The 22,552-nt window shown below is 37.8% G+C and carries 19 protein-coding genes and 3 tRNA genes; 17 read left to right on the top strand and 5 right to left on the bottom strand.

Annotated features, from left to right (window positions below; translation table 11 throughout):
• Positions 1 to 13 precede the first annotated feature (13 nt).
• Entirely contained in the window at positions 14 to 448 is a 435-nt protein-coding gene (locus MUW56_RS14970; protein WP_292013930.1) for an RNA-binding S4 domain-containing protein, read from the top strand.
• 12 nt (positions 449 to 460) lie between these two features.
• Here the strand turns inward: MUW56_RS14970 and MUW56_RS14975 are convergent, their stop codons facing one another.
• Positions 461 to 976, bottom strand: coding sequence for a shikimate kinase (locus MUW56_RS14975; RefSeq protein WP_292013931.1), 516 nt, complete (start codon positions 974 to 976; stop codon positions 461 to 463).
• 115 nt (positions 977 to 1,091) lie between these two features.
• On the opposite strand from MUW56_RS14975, the gene MUW56_RS14980 reads away from it, so the two are divergent.
• The 3 genes from MUW56_RS14980 to MUW56_RS14990 all read left to right on the top strand — a co-directional run bounded on the left by MUW56_RS14980 (position 1,092) and on the right by MUW56_RS14990 (position 1,413).
• A tRNA-Lys gene (locus tag MUW56_RS14980) sits at positions 1,092 to 1,164 on the top strand.
• Between the two features lie 36 nt (positions 1,165 to 1,200).
• Positions 1,201 to 1,283, top strand: a tRNA-Leu gene (locus tag MUW56_RS14985).
• A gap of 57 nt (positions 1,284 to 1,340) precedes the next feature.
• A tRNA-Lys gene (locus tag MUW56_RS14990) sits at positions 1,341 to 1,413 on the top strand.
• 251 nt (positions 1,414 to 1,664) lie between these two features.
• On the opposite strand, the gene panC is transcribed toward MUW56_RS14990, so the two are convergent.
• Positions 1,665 to 2,513 carry a pantoate--beta-alanine ligase gene (panC, locus tag MUW56_RS14995; protein ID WP_292013932.1) on the bottom strand — a complete coding sequence of 283 codons (849 nt, stop codon included), beginning with the start codon at positions 2,511 to 2,513 and terminating at the stop codon, positions 1,665 to 1,667.
• A gap of 171 nt (positions 2,514 to 2,684) precedes the next feature.
• On the opposite strand from panC, the gene MUW56_RS15000 reads away from it, so the two are divergent.
• The 9 genes from MUW56_RS15000 to MUW56_RS15040 all read left to right on the top strand — a co-directional run bounded on the left by MUW56_RS15000 (position 2,685) and on the right by MUW56_RS15040 (position 13,225).
• On the top strand, positions 2,685 to 3,455 hold the full coding sequence (locus tag MUW56_RS15000) for a glycogen/starch synthase (RefSeq protein ID WP_292013933.1): 771 nt from the start codon (positions 2,685 to 2,687) through the stop codon (positions 3,453 to 3,455).
• Between the two features lie 13 nt (positions 3,456 to 3,468).
• Positions 3,469 to 5,055, top strand: a complete 1,587-nt coding sequence (locus MUW56_RS15005; RefSeq protein WP_292013934.1) for a DUF4270 family protein — start codon at positions 3,469 to 3,471, stop codon at positions 5,053 to 5,055.
• Positions 5,056 to 5,089: 34 nt separating this feature from the next.
• On the top strand, positions 5,090 to 6,943 hold the full coding sequence (gene glmS, locus MUW56_RS15010) for a glutamine--fructose-6-phosphate transaminase (isomerizing) (RefSeq protein WP_292013935.1): 1,854 nt from the start codon (positions 5,090 to 5,092) through the stop codon (positions 6,941 to 6,943).
• A gap of 108 nt (positions 6,944 to 7,051) precedes the next feature.
• Positions 7,052 to 8,473 carry a gliding motility lipoprotein GldK gene (gldK, locus tag MUW56_RS15015; RefSeq protein WP_292013936.1) on the top strand — a complete coding sequence of 474 codons (1,422 nt, stop codon included), beginning with the start codon at positions 7,052 to 7,054 and terminating at the stop codon, positions 8,471 to 8,473.
• 60 nt (positions 8,474 to 8,533) lie between these two features.
• Positions 8,534 to 9,226, top strand: coding sequence for a gliding motility protein GldL (gene gldL, locus MUW56_RS15020; protein WP_292013937.1), 693 nt, complete (start codon positions 8,534 to 8,536; stop codon positions 9,224 to 9,226).
• A 49-nt stretch (positions 9,227 to 9,275) separates the two neighbouring features.
• Entirely contained in the window at positions 9,276 to 10,868 is a 1,593-nt protein-coding gene (locus MUW56_RS15025) for a GldM family protein (protein WP_292013938.1), read from the top strand.
• 20 nt (positions 10,869 to 10,888) lie between these two features.
• Complete coding sequence (gene gldN / locus MUW56_RS15030) at positions 10,889 to 11,827, top strand: gliding motility protein GldN (protein ID WP_292013939.1); 939 nt, start codon at positions 10,889 to 10,891, stop codon at positions 11,825 to 11,827.
• A gap of 54 nt (positions 11,828 to 11,881) precedes the next feature.
• Positions 11,882 to 12,913 carry an FAD-binding oxidoreductase gene (locus tag MUW56_RS15035; protein WP_292013940.1) on the top strand — a complete coding sequence of 344 codons (1,032 nt, stop codon included), beginning with the start codon at positions 11,882 to 11,884 and terminating at the stop codon, positions 12,911 to 12,913.
• A gap of 45 nt (positions 12,914 to 12,958) precedes the next feature.
• A complete protein-coding gene (locus MUW56_RS15040; RefSeq protein WP_292013941.1) occupies positions 12,959 to 13,225 on the top strand; it encodes a SemiSWEET transporter in 267 nt (88 codons plus the stop codon).
• Between the two features lie 48 nt (positions 13,226 to 13,273).
• On the opposite strand, the gene MUW56_RS15045 is transcribed toward MUW56_RS15040, so the two are convergent.
• The 3 genes from MUW56_RS15045 to MUW56_RS15055 form a co-directional block, all read right to left on the bottom strand.
• Positions 13,274 to 13,702, bottom strand: a complete 429-nt coding sequence (locus tag MUW56_RS15045; RefSeq protein ID WP_292013942.1) for an META domain-containing protein — start codon at positions 13,700 to 13,702, stop codon at positions 13,274 to 13,276.
• 44 nt (positions 13,703 to 13,746) lie between these two features.
• On the bottom strand, positions 13,747 to 14,139 hold the full coding sequence (locus MUW56_RS15050) for a hypothetical protein (RefSeq protein ID WP_292013943.1): 393 nt from the start codon (positions 14,137 to 14,139) through the stop codon (positions 13,747 to 13,749).
• 473 nt (positions 14,140 to 14,612) lie between these two features.
• Complete coding sequence (locus MUW56_RS15055; protein ID WP_292013944.1) at positions 14,613 to 15,479, bottom strand: hypothetical protein; 867 nt, start codon at positions 15,477 to 15,479, stop codon at positions 14,613 to 14,615.
• Between the two features lie 606 nt (positions 15,480 to 16,085).
• On the opposite strand from MUW56_RS15055, the gene MUW56_RS15060 reads away from it, so the two are divergent.
• From MUW56_RS15060 to MUW56_RS15075, 4 genes are all read left to right on the top strand, one after another.
• Positions 16,086 to 16,472 carry a hypothetical protein gene (locus MUW56_RS15060; protein ID WP_292013945.1) on the top strand — a complete coding sequence of 129 codons (387 nt, stop codon included), beginning with the start codon at positions 16,086 to 16,088 and terminating at the stop codon, positions 16,470 to 16,472.
• Positions 16,473 to 16,623: 151 nt separating this feature from the next.
• Positions 16,624 to 17,706, top strand: coding sequence for an efflux RND transporter periplasmic adaptor subunit (locus tag MUW56_RS15065; protein WP_292015419.1), 1,083 nt, complete (start codon positions 16,624 to 16,626; stop codon positions 17,704 to 17,706).
• A 21-nt stretch (positions 17,707 to 17,727) separates the two neighbouring features.
• A complete protein-coding gene (locus MUW56_RS15070; RefSeq protein ID WP_292013946.1) occupies positions 17,728 to 20,919 on the top strand; it encodes an efflux RND transporter permease subunit in 3,192 nt (1,063 codons plus the stop codon).
• Positions 20,897 to 22,348: an efflux transporter outer membrane subunit gene (locus tag MUW56_RS15075; protein ID WP_292013947.1), complete on the top strand. Its 1,452-nt coding sequence runs from the start codon at positions 20,897 to 20,899 to the stop codon at positions 22,346 to 22,348. The genes MUW56_RS15070 and MUW56_RS15075 overlap by 23 nt, the downstream gene beginning before the upstream one ends.
• Positions 22,349 to 22,552 lie beyond the last annotated feature (204 nt).

Raw genomic sequence — 22,552 nt, forward strand, 5'->3', positions numbered from 1 at the left:
AGTATAAAAAAATATGAGAATAGATAAATTTTTATGGAGCATTCGTTTTTATAAAACCAGAAGTATTGCAGCAGAGGAGATTAAAAAGAACAGAGTTTCGATCGGGACGTCTGCCGTAAAATCATCAAAGGAGGTAAAAGAAGGGGATGTCATTAAGATCAGAAAGAATCAGATTGATTATAAAATAAAGGTGATCCAAATCCCTAAAAGCAGGATAGGAGCAAAGCTTGTGCCCCTTCATATACAGGATGTAACGGATAAGGAACAGTATGAATTACTGAAGCTTCGTAAACTGTCCCAGGATTATTACCGAAATAAGGGGGAGGGAAGACCTACGAAAAAGGACCGGAGAGAAATGGATGAATATGTAGGTAACGATATCGCTTCAGATTTTACCGATTGGGATGACTTTTTCGGGGAAACCGGTGATGAGACAGAAGAAGATTAATATAAAAAAGCTCTAGAGATAGAGCTTTTCTATTATTTCGTTGACAATATCTTCCGGTTCTCTGGCATCAGTACCTACACTGAACTGTGCCTTACTGTAGAATTGATTTCTTTCAAAAAGGTGCTTGGCAATAAACTCAGGAAGGTCTTCATCCTTTATATTAGCAATTAAGGGTCTTTTTTCTTTTTGTTTGGAAAGCCTTTCTGCGAGTGTTCCCACAGAGGTTCTTAAAAATACACTTTTAGAGTTGTGATTGATGATCTCCATATTGTTATAATAAACGGGAGTTCCTCCGCCAAGGCTTACAACTACGTTTTCTTCAGAAGCCAGTATTTCTTCCAAAGCCTCCCGTTCTAACTTTCTAAAATGAATTTCCCCTTTTTTCTCGAAGATCTCGGGAATGGTTAATTTATTTCTTCTGGAAATCTCTTTATCGAGGTCAATCAGTTTAAAATTTATTTTTTCGCTTAATATTTTGGAAATGTGAGATTTGCCGCTCCCCATGTATCCGATGAGTGAAATTACCATGAATTTTTTTTAAACAAATTTGCGAAAAAGTTTTGAGATAAAGAAAAAAGTCATATCTTTGCACCACTTAAAACAAGGGACATTACTTAAATGAAAACTTGATGAGTAAGTGACCGACTCGGTAGCTCAGCTGGTAGAGCAATACACTTTTAATGTATGGGTCCTGGGTTCGAATCCCAGCCGGGTCACTAGCAAGAAAATTACTTGAATGTTGTAATTTTATTGCCTGCGTGGTGAAATTGGTAGACACGCCATCTTGAGGGGGTGGTTTCCTAAGGATGTGCTGGTTCGAGTCCAGTCGCAGGCACTGCAAAGAAAAATTAATAATTACTAATGGATATCTAATTCATTTTTAATTGTGGCCGACTCGGTAGCTCAGCTGGTAGAGCAATACACTTTTAATGTATGGGTCCTGGGTTCGAATCCCAGCCGGGTCACAAGTTTACTGAAAAGTAAATTTTTTTCATATTAATATTTTGTGATTTGGTGTTTCAAAGGCTTCCTTCAGGAGGCCTTTGATTTTTTATATTCTCTTCTTAGCTGATGACGGAAGTAAAAGCTTTGCGATAAAATACAGTGGTGTTCATTTTAATACTTTCAATCCGTGGTCTCAACTTTGCAGCTGATTCTAAAAAAAACTCTGATTACTATAACCAGAGTTTGTCTTTTACTTTAAAATGCATTGTAACTAATCCAGATGCATATTGTCTATCAATCTTACCCCATCGACTTCAACTACGATGAAGGCTCTGAAATTTCTGTCTTTGTAGAAAAAATCGGTCTCTTTTAACGTTTCTTCATCAGCGATCAGGAAGTACTCCAGTTTCATTCCCTGCTGGTCGTCAAAAATATCGGTTACCCTTTCCTTAATTTCAGGGACGGTAACCGTTCTGAACCAGTCGTTTACTTTTTTAAGGGTTTGATAAATGACTGTAGAGGCTTCTTTTCGGCTGTCATGAAGCCTTTGATTTCTGGAACTTAATGCGAGCCCGTTTTCTGCCCTGTAAATAGAAACTCCTGTGATCTTTACCGGAAGGTGCTTCTTTTCAACCATTTTTTTGATTATGGCCAGTTGTTGAAAGTCTTTTTCACCGAAATAGGCATTGTCCGGCTGAACTTGTCTGAAAAGCTCTTCTACAACGGTTCCTACACCGTCAAAATGTCCGGGTCTTGATTTTCCTTCCATTTCATTTTCCAGTCCATCAAAATCATAATGTTTGCTTTCTGCTTTTTCAGGATAGATATCAGTTATTTCAGGGATGTAAACGGCATCTACAAGGCCGGAGTTTTCCAGGATTAAAATATCCCTGTTCACATCTCTTGGATACTTGGCAAGGTCCTCCGGGTTGTTGAATTGAGTTGGATTTACAAAAATTGAAGAAATAACAAGATCATTCTCCTTTCTTGCCTCTTCATATAGAGAAAGATGGCCTTTATGAAGGGCTCCCATGGTGGGGGCAAAGCCAATTCTTTTTCCCATTTCTTTCTGTCTTTCAATGAAATCCTGAAGGACTTTCCTGTTTTTTATAACTTCCATAGTTTATTTTAATACTAATTCAAAAATAGTAAAAATATCGTATAATAAAGTGTGTTTTTAATAATTTGAAAAAGGGAATTTTCGTAAAAAAATGTTAATTAAAATAATGTTGGATGTTTTTTTGTAATTTTGCACATTAAAGCATTTTTACAAAAATTAGATAGAAAATTTATGCCGAATCAAAAAATACTGTACATTACTACAGAGATGTATCCATATCAGGAAGATACAAATATGGCTGCAGTGGTAAACAAAATGGCACTTAAGATGCACAATGAAGGCAATGATGTAAGAGTTTTTATGCCAAGATTTGGACAAATAAGTGAGCGAAAATTCCAACTTCATGAGGTGATCCGTCTGTCAGGGATGAATATTATCATCAACGACTTGGACCAGCCCTTAATCATTAAAGTAGCGTCTCTTCCGGGGGAAAGACTTCAGGTTTACTTTATTGACAATGAAGAATACTTCAAAAGAAAACAATACTATTTTGATGACGAAGGAAATCCTTTTGACGATAACGACGAAAGAGCTATTTTCTTTGCAAGAGGAGTGATTGAAACCATCAAGAAGCTGAATTGGGTACCGGATGTTATTCATTTGAACGGATGGATGTCTTCTTTTGTCCCTATTTATCTTAAAACTTATTACGAATCCGATACGTATTTCAAAGACGCTAAAATTGTACTTTCTCTATACAATGAGAAAGATGCCGCCTTGGATAAAAAGATCGATGAGAAGTTGAAGTTTGATAATATTTCAGGATTAAAGGCGTTAGATAACCCAACAATTAAAACATTTGTTATCGAAAGCATGAACTACGTAGATGCCGTTGTTAAAGGGGATGAATTTCTGGATGAAGATCTTGATCAGGCGTTCAATGAGAGCGCTACCCAAAAGTCGGAGTATCTTGACGTAGATTCTATAAACCAACTTTATTAAAAACACATTTTTAATGACTCATACTCTTAAAAAGACTTTCGCCATGCTTTTATTGGCGATTTTCGGAAGCACCATGCTTTATAACTGTGAACCGGATGCAGATTCTCTTGGCGAACAGCTTTTTGTAAAAGATGCGGTACAAGGTAATGAAACTTCATATGACCTTATTGCTTACAATATTAATAATCATGATTCTATCAGAAGCGATGCCGCCAAACTTATCAGTGATCAAAACTCCCAGGGAGTATTTCCTGCGGTAGGTATTTTAGGAGCTTTCACCGAAAACCAGTTTGGTGGGCAGAAGGCATCTTATATTACACAGATGAGAATGCCTATTGATAACTTTGATTTTAACGGGCCTAATGCTAAAGTGGATTCTGTGGTGCTGGTCCTAAAAACACCGGCTTATCTTACAGACTCAGTAAAGACACAGGCAGCATATGATAGAAATGATTTTCCGGTAGGAAACGAAACCGTACCGGTTTCAATAGATAAAAAAACATATCCTGTTTTTAAATACGGAAGAATAGGAGGTCAGTATAACTCTATGACAGTAAATGTACATGAAGTGACCACCTTCCTGGATGCCAATGCCAAGCCTTTTACCCGCTCCAATGTAGAGGTGAGTACAGGCAGATTATTGGGATCCGCTGTATTTGACGGAAATGTAAGTTCTGTAACCGTTACCAAGAAGTCTGATAATACGAATTTATTTACTTCAAGCAATGACTTTAGAATAAAGCTTGATAAAGATTATTTCCAGACTAAGATCGTAGATATGAAAGGAAAGCCTGAGCTTCAGAATGCGGCTAACTTTATCAGATACTTTAACGGAATAAGAGTTTCTGTCAATGAGACAGACCGTTACCTTTTCCAGTTTTCGCCTAATGATATGCAGATTATCATGTACTATAAATATGATAAAACAGATAATAGTACTGTAACGAAAACACAGACTACTCTTAATTTCAATGTAGGAGCAGGTAATGTTCATATTGGACAATATACTTATAGCAGAGCAGGTTCTTCCCTTGAATCGGCATTGGCATCAAGCAGTGAGGTGAACGGAGATCCTAAACTTTTTGTTCAGGGAATGGGAGGTCCTTCAATAGAAGTGAAGATTCCGGAAGATGCGATCAATGCACTTAAAAATTTATATCAGAAAGATAAAGCAGGAATTGTAACTGCAAAAATCAGAATGTATGTAGACGCAGCAAGCTGGGATAACAAACACTCATTGCTAGGAGACCGCAGGTTTACTATTCTTCCTAATGATGGCAAAGGAAAGGAAAATGAACTTACTTCGTTAGATTTTACGGCAGACTTCTTAGCGGGGTTCCCGATGTATAATGTCAATAAAGAACCTGTGTACTATGATTTCATCGTAACAAAAACGATTAAAAATATCGTTGAAAGCGCTAAAGAAAATAAACCGTTGATTATTAATCTTGGTTCATTTGTGAAATCTGCTACAGGAGGGTACTTTGGTGCCAAATATACGACAAGGGCAACTGATATGAACAGAGCTGTATTGATAGGAACGGATAAAATGAACGCTAACAGGGTTCAGTTGAAAGTGACTTACGGTACAAAAAAATAAACACAATAAATAAACAACACTAGACAAAATAAATATGTGCGGAATAGTAGGATATACAGGTTTTCAGGACGCTTATGACATTGTAATCAATGGTCTTAGAAGATTAGAATACAGAGGATATGACAGTGCCGGAATTGTTTTAGAAAATGCAGACAAAAAATTTGAAGTAGAAAAAACAAAGGGCAAGGTTGATGATTTGGTGAATATTTCGGAAAAACTGAAAGGGAAAGCCAAAATTGGAATGGGACATACACGTTGGGCCACCCATGGTGTTCCAAGTGACAGAAACTCCCACCCGCATTTATCAAATAATGGGAAAATTGCAATTGTACATAATGGGATCATTGAAAATTATGATACGATTAAAACAATGCTTACTGAAAAAGGATTTACCTTCAAATCAGAAACAGATACTGAGGTATTGGTAAATCTTATTCAATATTTTATGGATCTTAATCCTGAAATAGATTTCCCAACAGCAGTAAGATATGCCTTAAATGAGGTATACGGAGCGTATGCCATTACTGTACTTCATGAAGATTATCCTGGAGTATTGGTAGTGGGAAGATTAGGTTCTCCTCTGGCTATTGGAATTGGAAATAAAGAGTACTTTATTGCTTCTGATGCCTCTCCTTTTGTAGAGTTTACAAAAGAAGCCATCTATTTGGAAGAAGGGCATATGGCAACGATCTCTTTAGAAAACGGAGTAGACATACGGACAATCAATGAAAACTCTAAAATAGAACCTGAAATTCAAAAGCTTAAGCTAAGCCTTGAGCAGATTGAAAAAGGAGGATATGAGCATTTCATGCTTAAAGAAATCTTTGAACAGCCTAAATCTATCCATGATACAATGAGAGGCCGACTTCTTGTAGAGGAAGGCGTGATCAAAATGGCCGGGATCTGGGATCATGTAGAAAGATTCAAAAATGCCAACAGGATCATTATTATCGCCTGTGGAACTTCTTGGCACGCGGGTCTTATCGGAGAGTACCTTATTGAGGAATATGCAAGAATCCCTGTTGAAGTGGAATATGCTTCGGAATTCAGATATAGAAATCCTATCATTACAGATAAAGATGTTGTGATTGCCATTTCTCAATCCGGAGAAACTGCGGATACCATGGCTGCTTTAAAGCTGGCAAAAGAAAAAGGGGCCTTTATTTATGGAATATGTAATGTGGTGGATTCTTCTATCGCAAGAATTACAGATGCAGGTTCATATACTCATGCCGGTCCGGAGATCGGGGTTGCTTCTACAAAAGCATTTACCGCTCAGCTTACAATCCTTACTTTAATTGCATTTAAATTAGGGAAACATAACGGAAACTTAGGAAATGCTGAATTTATGAGCTTAATTGCTGAGTTGAATGCGATGCCTAAGAAAATTGAAGAAGTTCTGAGCACTACCCATGAATTGATTCAGCAGATTTCAAAAGACTTTGTGAGTACTTCTAATTTCCTTTACCTGGGAAGAGGATATAACTATCCTGCAGCATTAGAGGGAGCCTTAAAATTAAAAGAAATTTCTTATATCCACGCGGAAGGATACCCGGCAGCAGAAATGAAGCATGGTCCTATTGCTCTGATTGACGAAAATATGCCAATTGTTATTATCGCACCTAAAAAAGGTCATTATGATAAAATTGTAAGCAATGTTCAGGAAATTAAAGCAAGAAAAGGAAAAATTATCGCTGTTGTTAATAAAGGTGACCGTCAGGTAAGTGAAATGGCAGATTATGTTATTGAAATCCCTGAAACCTCGGAATGTTTCTCTCCAATTGTGGCTTCAGTACCTTTACAACTGCTTGCTTACTACATTGCAGTATATAGAGGTGCGAACGTAGATCAACCGAGAAACTTAGCAAAATCTGTTACCGTGGAATAAAAAGTAGTTGTAAATAAAATAAATTTAGATTTCTTCCGTTATTTCAAAAAAAATCTTAAAAGTTTCTTAAAAAAATTATATATTTACGGCTTAATTATAAAAATTAACATGAAAAGGATATTTCTTTTATTATTGTCTGCGTCGGTAGCATCGGTATCTTGTTCAGGTGGTGGCAACTCTTCTGTAGGGAAGCCAGGAACAAAAGGAGAATTGATACCAAGAGAAAAAACGAAATCATTTGTTGCGGAAAGACCATACGGAATGGTTGCAATTCCTGCAGGTTCATTTGTTGCTGGTCTCGCAGATCAGGATCCAACACATACACCTGAAAAAACAGCATTGAAAACCGTTACTGTTTCCTCTTTCTTCATGGATGAGGCAGAAACTACCAATTCAGAATACAGGGTATTTATCAATTACGTAAGAGATTCTATCGCAAGAACTTTACTTGCTGAAGCTGCCGGAGAAGGCGGTGATGAAGGCGGACGTAAAGGGGCAAGCATAGGAGATTATGCATACCTTGCTAAAAAAGAAGAAAATTTAACACCTTATCAAGAATATATGGAAGGCCAGGGAGGCCGAGAGGATGGAACCTATGACGCGAGTAAAAGATTAGATTGGAAAATTCCTTTACATTGGAGTACATCAAAATACCCCGATGTTGAATATGCAGAGGTTTTGGAATCTATGTATTTACCAGCATCTTCCAGAATAGGAAACGAAAGAATTTTAGATGTGAGCAAGCTTAAATATACTTACCGTTGGGGAGATATGGACGCAGCACTTGCAGATAACGAAAGAGGAGTTAATTACCTGAAAAGCGAAAGTATCGCCATCTATCCTGATACTACCGTTTGGGTAAAAGATTTCCACTTTGCTTACAATGAGCCATTATTTGAACAATACTTCTGGCACAAAGCTTACAAAAACTACCCGGTAGTGGGAGTAACCTGGGATCAGGCGAGAGCTTATTGTAACTTCAGATCTAAATTGAAAACGGATTATAACGAAAGTTTAAAAAGAAAAAAACAAAGACCATTGCAGTTCCGTCTTCCTACAGAAATCGAATGGGAATATGCTGCAAGAGGAGGTATGCAAAATGCTACTTACCCTTGGGGAGGTCCATATTTAATGGATGACAGAGGTTGCTACCTGGCAAACTTTAAGCCTAAGAGAGGTAACTACATGGAAGACGAGAAAAAAGGGACTTATACATATACAGCTCCAGTTAAGAAATTTAAGAAAAATGGATTTGGGTTGTTTGATATGGCTGGAAACGTTTCTGAATGGACAGAATCTGCGTACAACAATTCTTCATATGGATTCTCTTCTACACTCAATCCTTCTACAAAAGATAAAAAGGATACTAAAAAATCGGTAAGAGGTGGATCTTGGAAAGATATAGGATATGCGTTGATGACGGGTGCAAGAGATTGGGAAAGAAAGGATTCGGCAAGAAGCTATATCGGGTTTAGAACTGTACAGGATATTCCTGAAGCAGCTGTTAAGCCAAGAAGAGTGAACAGATAATTAACCAGACAATTATTTTTCAATAACAATTTTATTTAACATTAAAAAAACTAACTCAATATGTTTAAGACTAAAGATGCTTGGATGAATTTCTTCTATTCATTCGGTGCTGCAATTGTAATTCTTGGAGCTTGGCTTAAAATTACTCACATTACCCTGGGACCAATTAACGGTAATATCGCTCTTACAGTAGGGCTTATTACAGAGGCTATTATCTTTATTATTTTCGCATTTGACCCTCCAAAAACTGAAGAGTCTTATGCCTGGGAAAATGTTTACCCTGAATTATTGGATAAACATGCGAACCCAAACCCTTTACACTCTAATGTAACCACTAAAAATACAAGCGCTCAATTTGCTGAGTTAGAAAATTCTCTTTCCAACAAATTAGACAAAATGCTTCAGGATGCTAAACTTGACGTTCAGTTATTTGACAGATTGAGAACAGGAATTGATAAATTTTCAAACTCTGTAGATCAGATCAATCAAACAGTAGATGTATCTGCTTCTACTCATAAGTATAATGATCAGCTCAACAAAGCTGCTCAACATATGGAAAGCATGAACGCTTTATATGCAATGCAGCTTGAAAACGGTAAGAAGCAATCCGAATTTGCCAATAAATATGTTGCAGATATGCAGAAATCTGCTGAGCAATCTGAAAAATTCAATCAAGAGCTACAAGGTTTAACAACTAATCTGAACAACTTAAATAGAGTTTATGGTGGTATGCTAACCGCTATGAAGTCTTAATTCCTAAACCATTTCTAAATAACTATTTAATCTAAAAAAAGAAAAGAGAATGGCACAAGGAAAACAGACCCCTCGTCAGAAGATGATCAACCTGATGTATTTGGTGTTCATCGCGATGATGGCCCTCAATATTGATGCAGAAATCATCAGATCATACTATGACTCTACAGTTTCTTTAAAAGCAACACGTATGCTTACGGAAGCTAAAAATACTGATATATTTGAAAAAACATTAGAGGCTAAAGCACAACAGGTACCGGATACTTATGCGCAGCCTTGGGAGCAATATAAGGTGTTGAAGACAAAAATCGATGATTTGGTTTCTCATGCAGAACAAATCAAAGAAAAATTGAAGAAAGAGGCTGAATTTATGGAAAACGATCCAGCAACTGGTAAGCCGATTGATGTTAGTGAGAATTTTTCTTCACTTAATAATAATGAAGGGGCAACACAATATTTCTTCAAGGATGGAGATGAAAATACTCCTTCCAAAGGAGCAAATGAGTTAAAGGCTAAGATTGATGCTATAAGAAATTATATCAACATTACTTTCGGACAAAATCATCAATTGCAAGATTTGGTGAATAGAGCTAATGCATCTCTTATAGCTGAATATCCAAAAGGAAAATCGCCAAATAATAAGACCTGGTTTCAGAATAAATTCTATCATCAGCCTTTGATTGGTGCAATCTCCAATTTAGAGATTATCCAAAATGATGCCAGAAACGTACAGTCTGATGCATTGGCAATGTTGTTACAGGAGAAAGTAGATGCAAGTATCAAATTTTCAAGCTATGAGCCTATTGTTTCAGGTCCGGTAGATATCCAGGCAGGAAAGCAAGCTGAAGTAAAAGTAATGTTAGGTACTTATTCTACAAGTAACAAGATCAGTATCTCAGGTGTAGGTAAAGTAGAGAACGGAAAAGGTATCACATCTATTTCAGGTTCTGGAATTGGTGAACATAAATTAGGAGGTACAATTACATTGACAGATGCTTCAGGTAAGCCACAAAGTTTCCCTTGGACGCATACTTACAATGTCATTGCAGGGCCAAGAGAAGTAAAACTTGAAAAAGGTCTATTACTTTCTGCTGATAAAATGAATGTAATGTATAGAGGACTTGAGAACCCTGTTTCAGGATCAATCTTAGGGGCAGACAATGCTAAACTTTCATTATCAGCTCCGGGAGCCTCTGTAAGAAGCACAGGTCCTGGTAAATGGAATGTAAAACCTGGTGCTGGTACTACAGTGAAGTTGACATTATCAGGTCTTGATCCTTATGGTAAATCCGTATCTCAGGTATTTGAATATAGAATCAAAAATGTACCGCCACCACAGGGGCAAATGAGAGGACAGAATATATTGTCTATGCCGGCAACTTCTATTCCGAACCAGACTGTACAGGCGACTATTCCTGACTTTGACTTCCCGGTTTCATTCACTGTAACCCAGTTTATGGTAAGAGTACCTGGAAAAGCAGCATTGCTGATCCACGGAAATTCTTTAGGTGAAGCAGCAGGATTGGTAAGAAATTTAAGATCAGGAGACGTATTTTCAATATTTGATATTAAAGCAACAGCTCAAGGTTTGGAAGGGCAACAGATTAAAAACATTACTCCTATATTAATTAATGTTCAATAGGACTAAAATTGTAACTTATTATGAAAAAATATATTAGCACCCTTTTAGTATTAGTTTCGGGATTTGCTTTGTCCCAGACTATTCTGAACGCTTCTTCTCCAGAAGAGTTTAGAAAGATGAGAGAGGAGAATAAACAAAAAGTTGGTGATACTATTATTGATAAAACAGTAAAGCCTCTTGAATATGGTTTTGTAGAAGATAAAGATATCCTTAAGAGTATGTTTGTTTGGGAAATCATTGATATGAATGATAAGATCAACCAGCCGTTCTATTATGATAATCCGGATGGTTTACTTTCTACTCCTACAAGATCTTTATATAAATTATTGTTGGATGCTGCTTTAAGCGGTAAAATTGAGCAGGTTTACAACGACGAAAATTTTGTAGATAAACTGACTCCTGAAGCCATTAAGAAAAGATTGGTGAACGTTAAAATCAGTGATGCAGCAATTGATATCCTGAACTCTGGAAGACAATTAACGGAACAGGAGAAAAAAGAATATACCGATATTATTGAAACGACTACTGATAAAGTAAAAGTTCTTAAAATTATGGGGATGTGGTTCATCGATAAGAGAGACGGACAGATGAAATACAGACCTCTTGGTATTGCAGCTATGGGTCCTGACCCGGCAGTACAGGGAGTAATAGGTCCTGATGGTAAGCCACTGGCAAGCAATGACGAACTTATCGACTTATTCTGGATCTTCTATCCGAATGCAAGAGATATCTTAGCAAACAATTATGTTTTCAACAGAAAAAACTCTTCCGCTGATTTATCTTTCGATGATATCATCAATGCAAGAAGGTTCTCTTCTGTAATCTACAAATCTTCAGCCGGGTTAGGAGATGGTACTATTAAGGACTATATTCCTAGAGATGCTGATGATCAGTTAGAAGAGAGTGACAGAATCAAGACGCAGATCCTTGAAATGGAAAATGATATGTGGAATTACTAAATTTCATTTGATATTTATAGAAAACCTGAGTATTTTTACTCAGGTTTTTTTATTATGAGAAATGTAGATTATATTATTGTGGGAGACGGATATGCAGGACTTTTCTTCGCTCACCAGTTAATTAAGAATAATAAGTCCTTTGTTCTGTTTTCTGAAGGAAAAAAGAGTGCATCCCAGGTTTCGGCGGGGATCATTAATCCTGTGGTCCTTAAGAAATTTACAACCTTCTGGAAAGCTCAGGAACAGATCGATTTCCTTACCCGTACCCTCGAAGAGATAGAATCTTATACAGGTGAAAATTTCCTGATCAGAAAATCAATCCACAGGATTTTTCATGATGAAAATGAACAGAAACTCTGGCTGAAGAAATCAGGAAATGAAGAATTATCTGCTTTTCTCAGTGAAAAATTTGAGCTTTTAGACATAGTAAAAAACGATTTTCTCAGCGGAAAGGTAAATCAGTCTGCCAGGCTGGATGTTAATGGATTTTTTGGAGGTCTATTTGATTATTTTGAAAAAAATGACTTTTTAGTCAGGGAAAAGTTCGATTACGGCAAACTCGACCCTGCCGGGTCATCTTACAAAGATTTTATTTTTAAACAGGTAATCTTCTGTGAAGGAATGGGAGTTAAAGAAAATCCTTACTTTTCTGGAATACAGGTAAATCCCAATAAGGGGCATCATGTCAAAGTCAGACTTTCTCAGGATGTTCCTGATGTAACGATTAAAAAGAAGCATTTTTTATTTCCTGCCGGGAACGGGCTTCATTTTTACGGAGGTACTTATGACCGGGAGCAGCTTCATCATCATGTGGATCAATCGGCTGTTGACCAGCTGGTGAAGGGGCTGTCAGAATTCTATCCTTATGATTTTGACGTGGAGGAAGTGCATTTCGGTTTCAGACCTACCGTAAAAGATAGAAGGCCAATTATTGGAAGACACGAAACTTTTGATCATCTCTATGTTTTTAATGGCCTGGGCGCAAGGGGAATTCTCAATGGATGTTATTTCTCCAAAAGCCTTTACGATTTCATTGAAGATGAAATTCCTTTGCATGAAGAGATTTCCCTTACCCGATTTAAATAATCCTATATTGCCTTTTTATTAAAGTACGATAAAAAATAGAAAATTATGAATGAAAACCTGTTGGGTATTATTGCCGGTGTATTGACTTCTGTCTCCATGATTCCACAGCTTATCAAGGTGATCAGGGAAAAAAACGTAGAGGATATTTCTCTGCTTATGCTTTTGGTGCTTATTTCCGGACTTTCACTTTGGGTATGGTATGGTTTTAAAAAAGATGAGCTGCCCATTATTTTATCCAATGCATTTGCTGTTGTGGTCAATCTGAGCCTTCTATTTTGCTATATGCTCTATAATAAAAACAATAAACCATAAAAAAACACTCTCAATTGAGAGTGTTTTTTGTACTTGTATATCTGATTCTTACTGAAGAACAAATTTAGCTAAAGGAGCCATTCTTGCTTTATTTAAAGTTAGAGTGTTTCCGTTAACAGAATAATTGTCTGCAGAAAGTAAAGCTTTGGTAAACTGATTTTCAATGTCAAGGTCTTCACAAGCCATCATGGTAGACATTCCCTGATTGAACTTAATTCTCATGATATCCTGCTTGATTTCAAATGTACCGCCTAGTCCGTTACATCCTGCGTGGCCCTCATATCTCATACCATCCATAGTAAGCTTGAAATAAGGATTGTTTTTAGGATTTTTCAACTGGATAGGTTGTCCGTTAAGTTCAGTAAGTTTCCATGTCTTTCCTGTAATATCTGTAGTTTTCTGCGCTGCAGGAGCTTTACAGGCAACAAGGAATACAACTAGAAAAAGAGCGGATAGATAATAAAATAGGTTTTTCATAACTCTGTTTTAAAAAAAAATTAAATAACTGTTTAATTATTTAGCTAATATGATGCCATTTTTGCCGGACCTGATTCTTTTTTGTCTTTTTTAAGATGGAAGAGAACCATATCTACATTTTTCTTCAGAAAAGTTATATTACCTTTGATCTCCGAATATTGGTACTCTTCATTGGAAGCGGTGTATTCTGGGAGGGCATCACTTTTTTTAAGGTCATAAGTTTTACCGTCCAAATGAATGGTTGCCGTGTTTTTAGTACTGTTTATAGTTACTTCTATTTTTTCTCCATAGCTGTCCACATAAATATTTTTGGAAATATGGTCTGTGTTTTCAGGAGTACTTGTAATAACCGTTTCAGCTTCTTTTCCCGGATGTTTACACGTTGTTGAGGAAAGAATGGTCAATCCCAAAAGGACTGATGTTAATAATTTTTTCATAGTGATAAGTGATTTTAAAGTGTTTCATGAATTATGATGTTAATACGATATAAAAATACGAATATTTTTACTAAATATATGTTAATTTTTCATAAACTAATAATATGTTTTGATTAACAATTCAAAGGGCATTGTAAAAACACCTTCTCTGAAACAAAATAGTAGTGATAAAGTGGTAAGAAATCGTAATCAGAACGCTCCTCCTTTAAAAGGGAGGGTATTAAGCTCAATGTAAGTGAGATAGATTGTAAATTTTTCATTTTCCATTTGTTGTTTTAATTTTCGGCAAAAATAATTCAAATCATGGAGAATAGCAATATGGTTTTGTAAATAATTGAAAATCATGATAAAAATTAGCCTTGCCTGTGATCAGTGATGTTTAATATAAAAATAGCAGCTGTTGAAAAAATTAATGCATAAATGTCAGGAAGAATCACCTATCAACTCTTCCTGACTGTTGCCATTTTTATCATTTAAGGCGCTTTCACCTGATCAATAGTGAAGAAGGCTTTTGTGGTACTGCAGGTACCTCCCGGACAGGTAGTGGCTGTTCCTGCACTTGCAGGAGTAGAAGATCCCATCATAAAATACATTTTATAGAAAACCTTGTCATTACCATCAGTTGTGGTCCAGGAATATAACCTTTGTTCAGGGACACCACTGGCATAGACTCCGGGATCTCCCCAATATGGGTTGGTAGATGCATTTTGTATTCTGGCACCGGTGGTTGCATCAATAAGTGACTGTGAAGTCGTTGCATTGTCTCCGGCCCATGCTCCGGGCGGTAACCTGAGCTGATTCTGCTGATAACCTCCCGCTCCCGACCAAAGATAGTGGCCGTTAGAAATAATATCAATATTGGAAACATCATTATTTCTGATCTGTAAGTTGACATCTGCAAATAAACTTCCGGAAGGAATAAAGCACCGTACAGAAAATCTGCCGTCGGGAGTGGTAATTACAATAGCATATCCGGCTCTTCCGTTGTCAGTCGTTGCGCTCAGAGGACCCATGACAGCTTTGGTTTCCACAGTCGCATTTATTCCACTGTTATCCGTCGTAGAATCCAGTTTTTGCCATTGGATACCATCCCAGAAATAATAACCCACTTTTAAGGCAGCTGACGCTGTATTATAAACCAGTAATCCTGTAGCATTAGGGCTTGCTCCTAATTGCATATTGGCAGCAGTCAGTACCACTCTCGGCGGCAAAATACCTTTGTTAGGAGAGTTTACTTCCAGCATGGCGGAAGGGTCTGGGCTGGAAACTCCTATGCCTACCTGAGCATATGAAAAGATTGAAGCGAATCCTAATCCTGCTAATAATAATTTTTTTTTCATAGTAATATATTTCTTAAAGGTTATATCCTGAAGGTGAAAAATGAGATTATCGGCAGAAAAATGGATGATGATACCAGCCTGAAAATAATAGACTTTCCTAAGATTTCTATAGCTGTTAAAATCATATAAAAGTGAAACAGGTAGTTTTTTTGCTGAATGACATACAGTTCTACTGTAATATTGAGAAAAATTACAGCAAGGGATTTTTTTGATATAATTTAGGAAATCGACTAAATTATTCATTATGCATTGTTGAATTTCTATAAATATACAAATTATTATAATAAAATTGATAATAATTTTGCTTTTAATAAAATGTTCACTTTGTTTTGTGTTACTTTTGGTGGAGCGATATAAAAATAACTTCATCAATTATTCTTATTTAAAAATAAATTCAATATTGAGTGAATAAATTTAATGAAAAATGGCTTAAAAGTGCTTCAATACTGTTTTAATTGAAATGTAAACAACTTATTTTATTCTAATGTTTGGAAAACGGACGCTTGACTATATAATTTTTTCTTTTGAGTTTATTTAAAGAAGCGTTAAATTTTGTTAATCTGTTATGAGAATATCATAATCTAGATGTACATTTGCGACTTCAAAATGAGAAACTTTATAGTATATTTTTTAACCAGCCTTTTTCTGCTCTTCATAGTGGAAAGTAAGCTTAATGTTAAAACGCTTCGGAATGACTATTCCGGCCATGTTTCTCATCACATGCCTAAAAGAGCGAACCGACTGAATCAGACCTATGAAAAATTGTCGGTGCAGCAGATGGCAGATACTATAGACAATTCTACTTTAGAAGTTGCTGAGAATGAATTTCAACTGTCTGATGTCTTTCAGGCAATTGTTGTTTTCGCAGGGGTATTCAGTCTGATCTATATTTTTGGATTAAAAAGCGATAAACAATTCAGACCGCATATTCACGGTTCTGTTTTTGGTCTAGCCACCAAAAGATTTATTTTAATCCGTTCCATTAGAATTTAAAATTTCATTTTTCCGTTGATTTCTGCCTGATTTCAGGCGGGATATATCTATGTGTTGAGGATGCTGATAATCATCGCTTCACGCTATTCTCAATTACCGTTTTTTTATTTCTATACAAACATTAACGATTTATATAAACTCTAGAATTATGATGAAAAGAGTTGCCTCGGGCATTGCATTGAGCATTCTGCTATTGGCTGTTGGCTGTAACAAGAAAAAAGAGGAAAAAGAAGAAGCCTCAGTATATCCGGTAACTTCTCCGGTGGTCATGGATACCGTTATTCACAAAGAATACGTAGCCCAGATCCAGTCGGTGAAAAATATTGAAGTCCGGGCTCAGGAAAAAGGGTTCCTTGAAAAGATCTTTGTAGATGAAGGCCAGTACGTGCAGGCCGGACAAACTTTATTCCGTATTATGCCGAAACTGTATCAGGCAGAGCTTTTAAAGGCAAAAGCTGAAGTAGAACAGGCTTCTATCGAATTGAAAAATGCAAGTACATTGGCCGGGAACAATATTGTTTCTAAAAATGAAAGAGCAATGGCAAAAGCCAAGCTGGATGCTGCCAATGCTGAAATGAAACTGGCCCAGATCCATCTGTCATTTACTGATATTAAAGCTCCGTTTTCCGGGGTGATCAACAGAATTCCTTTAAAACTGGGAAGTTTGGTTGATGAAGGTGATCTGCTTACCTCACTGTCTGATAATACCAGTATCTACACTTACTTTAATGTTTCTGAACCTGAATATTTAAGTTATCAGACGCATGTTGCAGATCGTGGAAGCAAGCAGGTTTCATTGATTACCGCTAATGGAGAAACCTACTCTCAACCAGGAGAAATTCAGACGATTGAAGGAGAATTTGACAACGAGACCGGAAATATTGCGTTCCGTGCCAAGTTTCCTAATCCTGATAAACTTCTTAGAAATGGAGAAACCGGAAAAGTGCAGATGGCAATGCCTGTCCACAATGCACTGATCATCCCACAGAAAGCAACCTATGAAATTCAGGATCAGAAATATGTATTTGTTATTGACAAAAACGGAACCGCAAGATCCAGAAACATTAAAATCGCATATGAGCTTCCGGATCTGTATGTTATAGGATCAGGACTTTCAAAAGGGGATCAGATCCTTTTGGAGGGCGTTCAGAAAGTGAAAGATGATCAAAAGATAAAAACAAAATTCCAAGATCCTAAAAAGGTTCTTCAATCATTGAAATTAAAAGCAGAGTAGTGTACTCTAAAGTGAAGAAATATGTTTAAGAAATTCATTCGCAGACCTGTTCTGTCTATTGTAATCTCATTGATTATAGTATTTTTAGGGATTTTGTCATTGGTCAAGCTTCCGGTGACTCAGTTCCCGTCCATTTCTCCGCCGAAAGTAAATATTACGGCAGAATATCCCGGAGCCAACAATGAACTGTTGATCAAATCCGTGGTTATTCCGTTGGAAAGAGGGTTGAATGGGGTTCCGGGTATGAAATATATGACCTCGGATGCCGGAAATGACGGAGAAGCCTCTATTCAGATTGTCTTTGACCTGGGTACAGATCCTAATGTTGCAGCAGTCAACGTGCAAAACCGTGTATCTTCAGTGGTGAATAAACTTCCTCCTCTTGTGGTAAGGGAAGGGGTGAAGATTACCCGTGAAGAACCGAATATGCTGATGTATATCAACCTTTACAGTGATGATCCCAAAGCGGATCAGAAGTTTCTTTTCAACTATGCAGATATCAATGTAATGTCTGAATTGAGAAGGGTAAGCGGGGTAGGTTTTGCCGATATTCTCGGAACCAGGGAATATGCAATGCGTATCTGGCTTAAACCGGATAGATTAACCGCTTACAATATTTCAGCTGATGAAGTAATGGAGGCTCTGAACGAGCAGAGTTTGGAAGCCTCTCCGGGGAAAACCGGGGAGAGTTCCGGGAAGCGTTCCCAGTCTTTTGAATATGTGTTAAAATATCCTGGACGTTTTAACAGTGAAAAGGAATATGGCAATATTATCTTAAAGGCAAAAACAGATGGCGAATCTGTAAGGCTGAAAGATGTGGCAGATATCGAATTCGGAAGTTCGATGTACGATATCTATTCGACCCTGAATGGTAAGCCTTCAGCGGCAATCACTGTAAAACAGTCGTATGGATCCAATGCAAGTGATGTTATCAAAAATGTAAAGGCTTTGATGGCGGATCTTGAGAAAAATAATTTCCCGAAAGGAATGCATTATGATATCAGCTATGATGTTTCCAGGTTCCTGGATGCTTCCATGGAGAAGGTGATCCATACCCTTTTCGAGGCCTTTGTATTGGTGGCAATTGTTGTATTTCTTTTCCTGGGAGACTGGCGTTCCACCTTAATCCCCGCACTGGCGGTTCCTGTTTCATTGGTAGGGACCTTTGCAGTCATGTCTGCATTTGGGATCACTTTAAATATGATTTCGCTTTTTGCTCTGGTAATGGCAATCGGGGTAGTCGTCGATGATGCAATTGTAGTGATTGAAGCCGTTCACGCCAAGATGGAGGAGAAAAATCTTTCGCCTTTAAAAGCTACTGAAGAAGCGATGCATGAGATCAGCGGGGCAATTATTGCGATCACATTAGTAATGGCATCGGTATTTATTCCTATTGCATTCATGTCCGGGCCGGTTGGGGTATTCTACCGCCAGTTCTCTATTACAATGGCATCCTCCATTATTTTGTCGGGAGTTGTAGCCCTTACTTTGACACCGGCATTATGTGCCTTGATCCTGAAAAATAACCACGGAAAGGCTAAAAAGAAAACACCGGTTACAATCTTCCTTGATAAATTCAATAATGTTTTTACAAAAGGAGCCGGAAGATATGAGAAGATGTTGAATAAGACCGTGACCAAAAAAATGATCACGCTGCCGTTATTACTGGCTTTCTGTGTCTGTACTTATTTATTGAGCAACTCGCTGCCTTCAGGATTTATTCCGGCTGAAGACCAGGGGATGATCTATGCCATTATTCAGACTCCTCCGGGATCTACACTGGAAAGAACCAATCAGATTGCAAGGGAGCTTTTAAAGGAATCTGAAGATATTGACGGGGTACAGTCTGTTTCTTCCCTGGCAGGATATGAAATTCTGACGGAAGGGACAGGATCCAACTCCGGAACCTGTCTGATCAACCTTAAAAGCTGGGAAGAACGTAAAGAGTCTGCCTCTGAAATTATTGAAAAGCTGGAAGAAAAGGCCAAGAATATTCCCGGAGCCAATATTGAATTCTTCCAGCCACCTTCCGTTCCCGGCTATGGAGCTGCAGGAGGTTTTGAACTCCGTTTGCTGGATAAGGCAGGAAGTGGTGATTATCATAAAATGGAACAGGTAAGCAATGATTTTGTGAAGGAACTGAAGAAGCGTCCGGAACTGGGATCTGCATTTACATTTTATTCGGCGAGTTTCCCTCAGTATATGCTGAGAATAGATAATGATCTTGCAGAGCAGAAAGGCGTTACTATTGAAAAAGCAATGGATAATTTATCTACACTTATCGGTTCCAACTATGAAACGAGTTTTATCCGTTTCGACAGACCTTACAAGGTTATTGTTCAGGCAGGACCACAATATCGTGCACTGCCAACAGATTTGTTGAAATTGTATGTGAAAAATGATAAAGATCAGATGGTTCCGTATTCAGATTTCATGAGACTTGAAAAAGTATATGGATTATCTGAAATTACAAGACATAATATGTATAATTCTGCAGAAGTGAGCGGAACGCCGGCACCGGGATACAGTAGCGGACAGGCGATTCAGGCGATTCAGGAGGTCGCTGATAAAACTCTTCCGAGAGGTTTTGGGATCGACTGGGCAGGGATTTCCAAAGATGAAGTAAGCCGTGGTAATGAAGCTGTGTTTATTTTCCTGGTCTGTCTGGGGTTTGTCTACCTGATCCTTTCTGCGCAGTATGAGAGTTTTATTCTTCCGCTTCCTGTTATTCTATCACTTCCGGTGGGGATTTTCGGAGCCTTTTTATGTTTAAAACTTTTAGGATTAGAGAATAATATCTATGCACAGGTGGCCATGGTAATGCTTATCGGGCTTTTAGGTAAAAACGCGGTGCTGATTGTAGAGTTTGCCGTACAGAAGAAGGCAGAAGAAGGAATTCCTGTAGCACAGGCAGCTATTGAGGGGGCTGCAATCCGTTTCCGTCCGATCCTGATGACTTCATTTGCATTTATTGCCGGGCTGATCCCTTTAGTGATAGCAACAGGTCCCGGGGCAGTGGGGAACAGAACGATTGGTACAGCGGCAGCCGGAGGGATGCTGATAGGTACCATTTTCGGACTGATGGTTATTCCAGGGTTGTATTATATCTTCGGAACGATTGCTGAAAAGTCCAGACTGGCGAGATATGAAGAAGAAAATCCTTTAACAGAACAAACTGAACCGTACGAACATGATGGAAAATTTGAAGATTAAAAATATATTCGCCGCCATTGCTTTACCACTTCTTCTTGCAAGTTGTAAAGCTCCGATGGCGACAGTCATAAAAGATGAGGTAAAAGAAAATATACCTCAAAATTTCAACCAGGAAGAGCAACAGGATGCAAACAACAACAGTGGAACAACTCCCTGGAGACAATTTTTCACTGATCCCAATCTTGTAAGCCTGATTGAAACTGCATTAAAGAATAATCAGGAACTTCTGATCACGCTTCAGGAAATTGAAATTGCCAAAAGTGGAGTATTGGCTAAAAAAGGCAGGCTAAGCCCAACAGTTTCTGCAGGAGTAGGAGCCGGTCTGAGAAAGTCCGGCCGTTATACCAGTGAAGGAGCTGGGGATGCCACTACAGAAATAGAGCCCGGAAGAGAAATGCCGGACCCATTAGGGAATTTTGAAGGCGGAATAATGGCCAATTGGGAGGTTGATATCTGGAAAAAACTCAGAACTGAGAAAGAGTCAGCAGTAGCTCATTATCTTTCCACGGTTGAAGGAAAAAACTTTGTGCTGTCTAATCTTATTGAAGAAGTCGCGGATAATTATTACGAGTTACTGGCTCTTGACAATCAGCTGGACATTATGCAGCAGTATATCAAGCTTCAGCAAAGGGCACTGGAAATTTCTAAGATCCAGAAGGAAGCTGCCGCGGCTACGGAATTAGCGGTAAAGAAATTTGAAGCAGAATTAGCTAAATCCAAAGCTTCGGAATATACAATCCGTCAGCAGATTACTGAAAAGGAGAATGAGATCAATGCTTTGCTGGGAAGATATCCGCAGCCTATTGTGAGAACGAAGGAAAGCTTTATGTCTACCATCCCTCAAACTGTTTATACCGGAATTCCGTCACAATTACTGTCGAACCGTCCGGATATCAAACAGGCAGAATTAGAATTAAAAGCTTCAAAACTGGATGTGGAAGCAGCAAGAAAAGAATTCTATCCTTCACTGGAGATTTCTGCAACACTGGGACTGGAAGCATTCAAACCTTCTTATTTGGTTAAAATGCCGGAATCTATAGCATACAACCTTGCCGGTGAGCTGGCAGGACCGCTGATTAATAAAAGTGCTATCAAGGCTAACTTCCAGACGGCTGATGCCAGACAGATCCAGGCCTTGTATGAATATGACAAGACGATTTTAAATGCGTATCTGGATGTTGCCAACATGATGTCGAAAATTAAAAATATAGATCAGTACTATCAACTGAAATCCCAGGAAACCAAAGCCCTGGACCAATCTATTGACATTGCAAATCAATTGTTCAGAAACTCCAGAGCAGATTATCTTGAAGTTCTTTTGAACCAGAGAGATGCGCTGGATGCTAAGATGGAACTGATTGAAGCAAAACAGAAACAATTAAGTACGGTAGTCGATATCTACAAAAGCCTGGGAGGCGGCTGGAAATAAAGAAACATCATAATTCAGTCAATAAACAGTTAATGTTTGGGGTCAATTCTTTTGGATTGGCCCTTTTTGCTGTTGTATGCCAATTCTGTTGTCTTCCTGGGATACCTTTGTTTTTGTGAAAATCAAATCGGAAAATATGGAATTAATTTATACTCAATCAAAATAATTATTCTTTTTAGAATGAACTAAAAAGAATAATTTTGC

The sequence above is a fragment of the Chryseobacterium sp. genome (genome assembly GCF_022869225.1).
GTDB lineage: Bacteria > Bacteroidota > Bacteroidia > Flavobacteriales > Weeksellaceae > Chryseobacterium.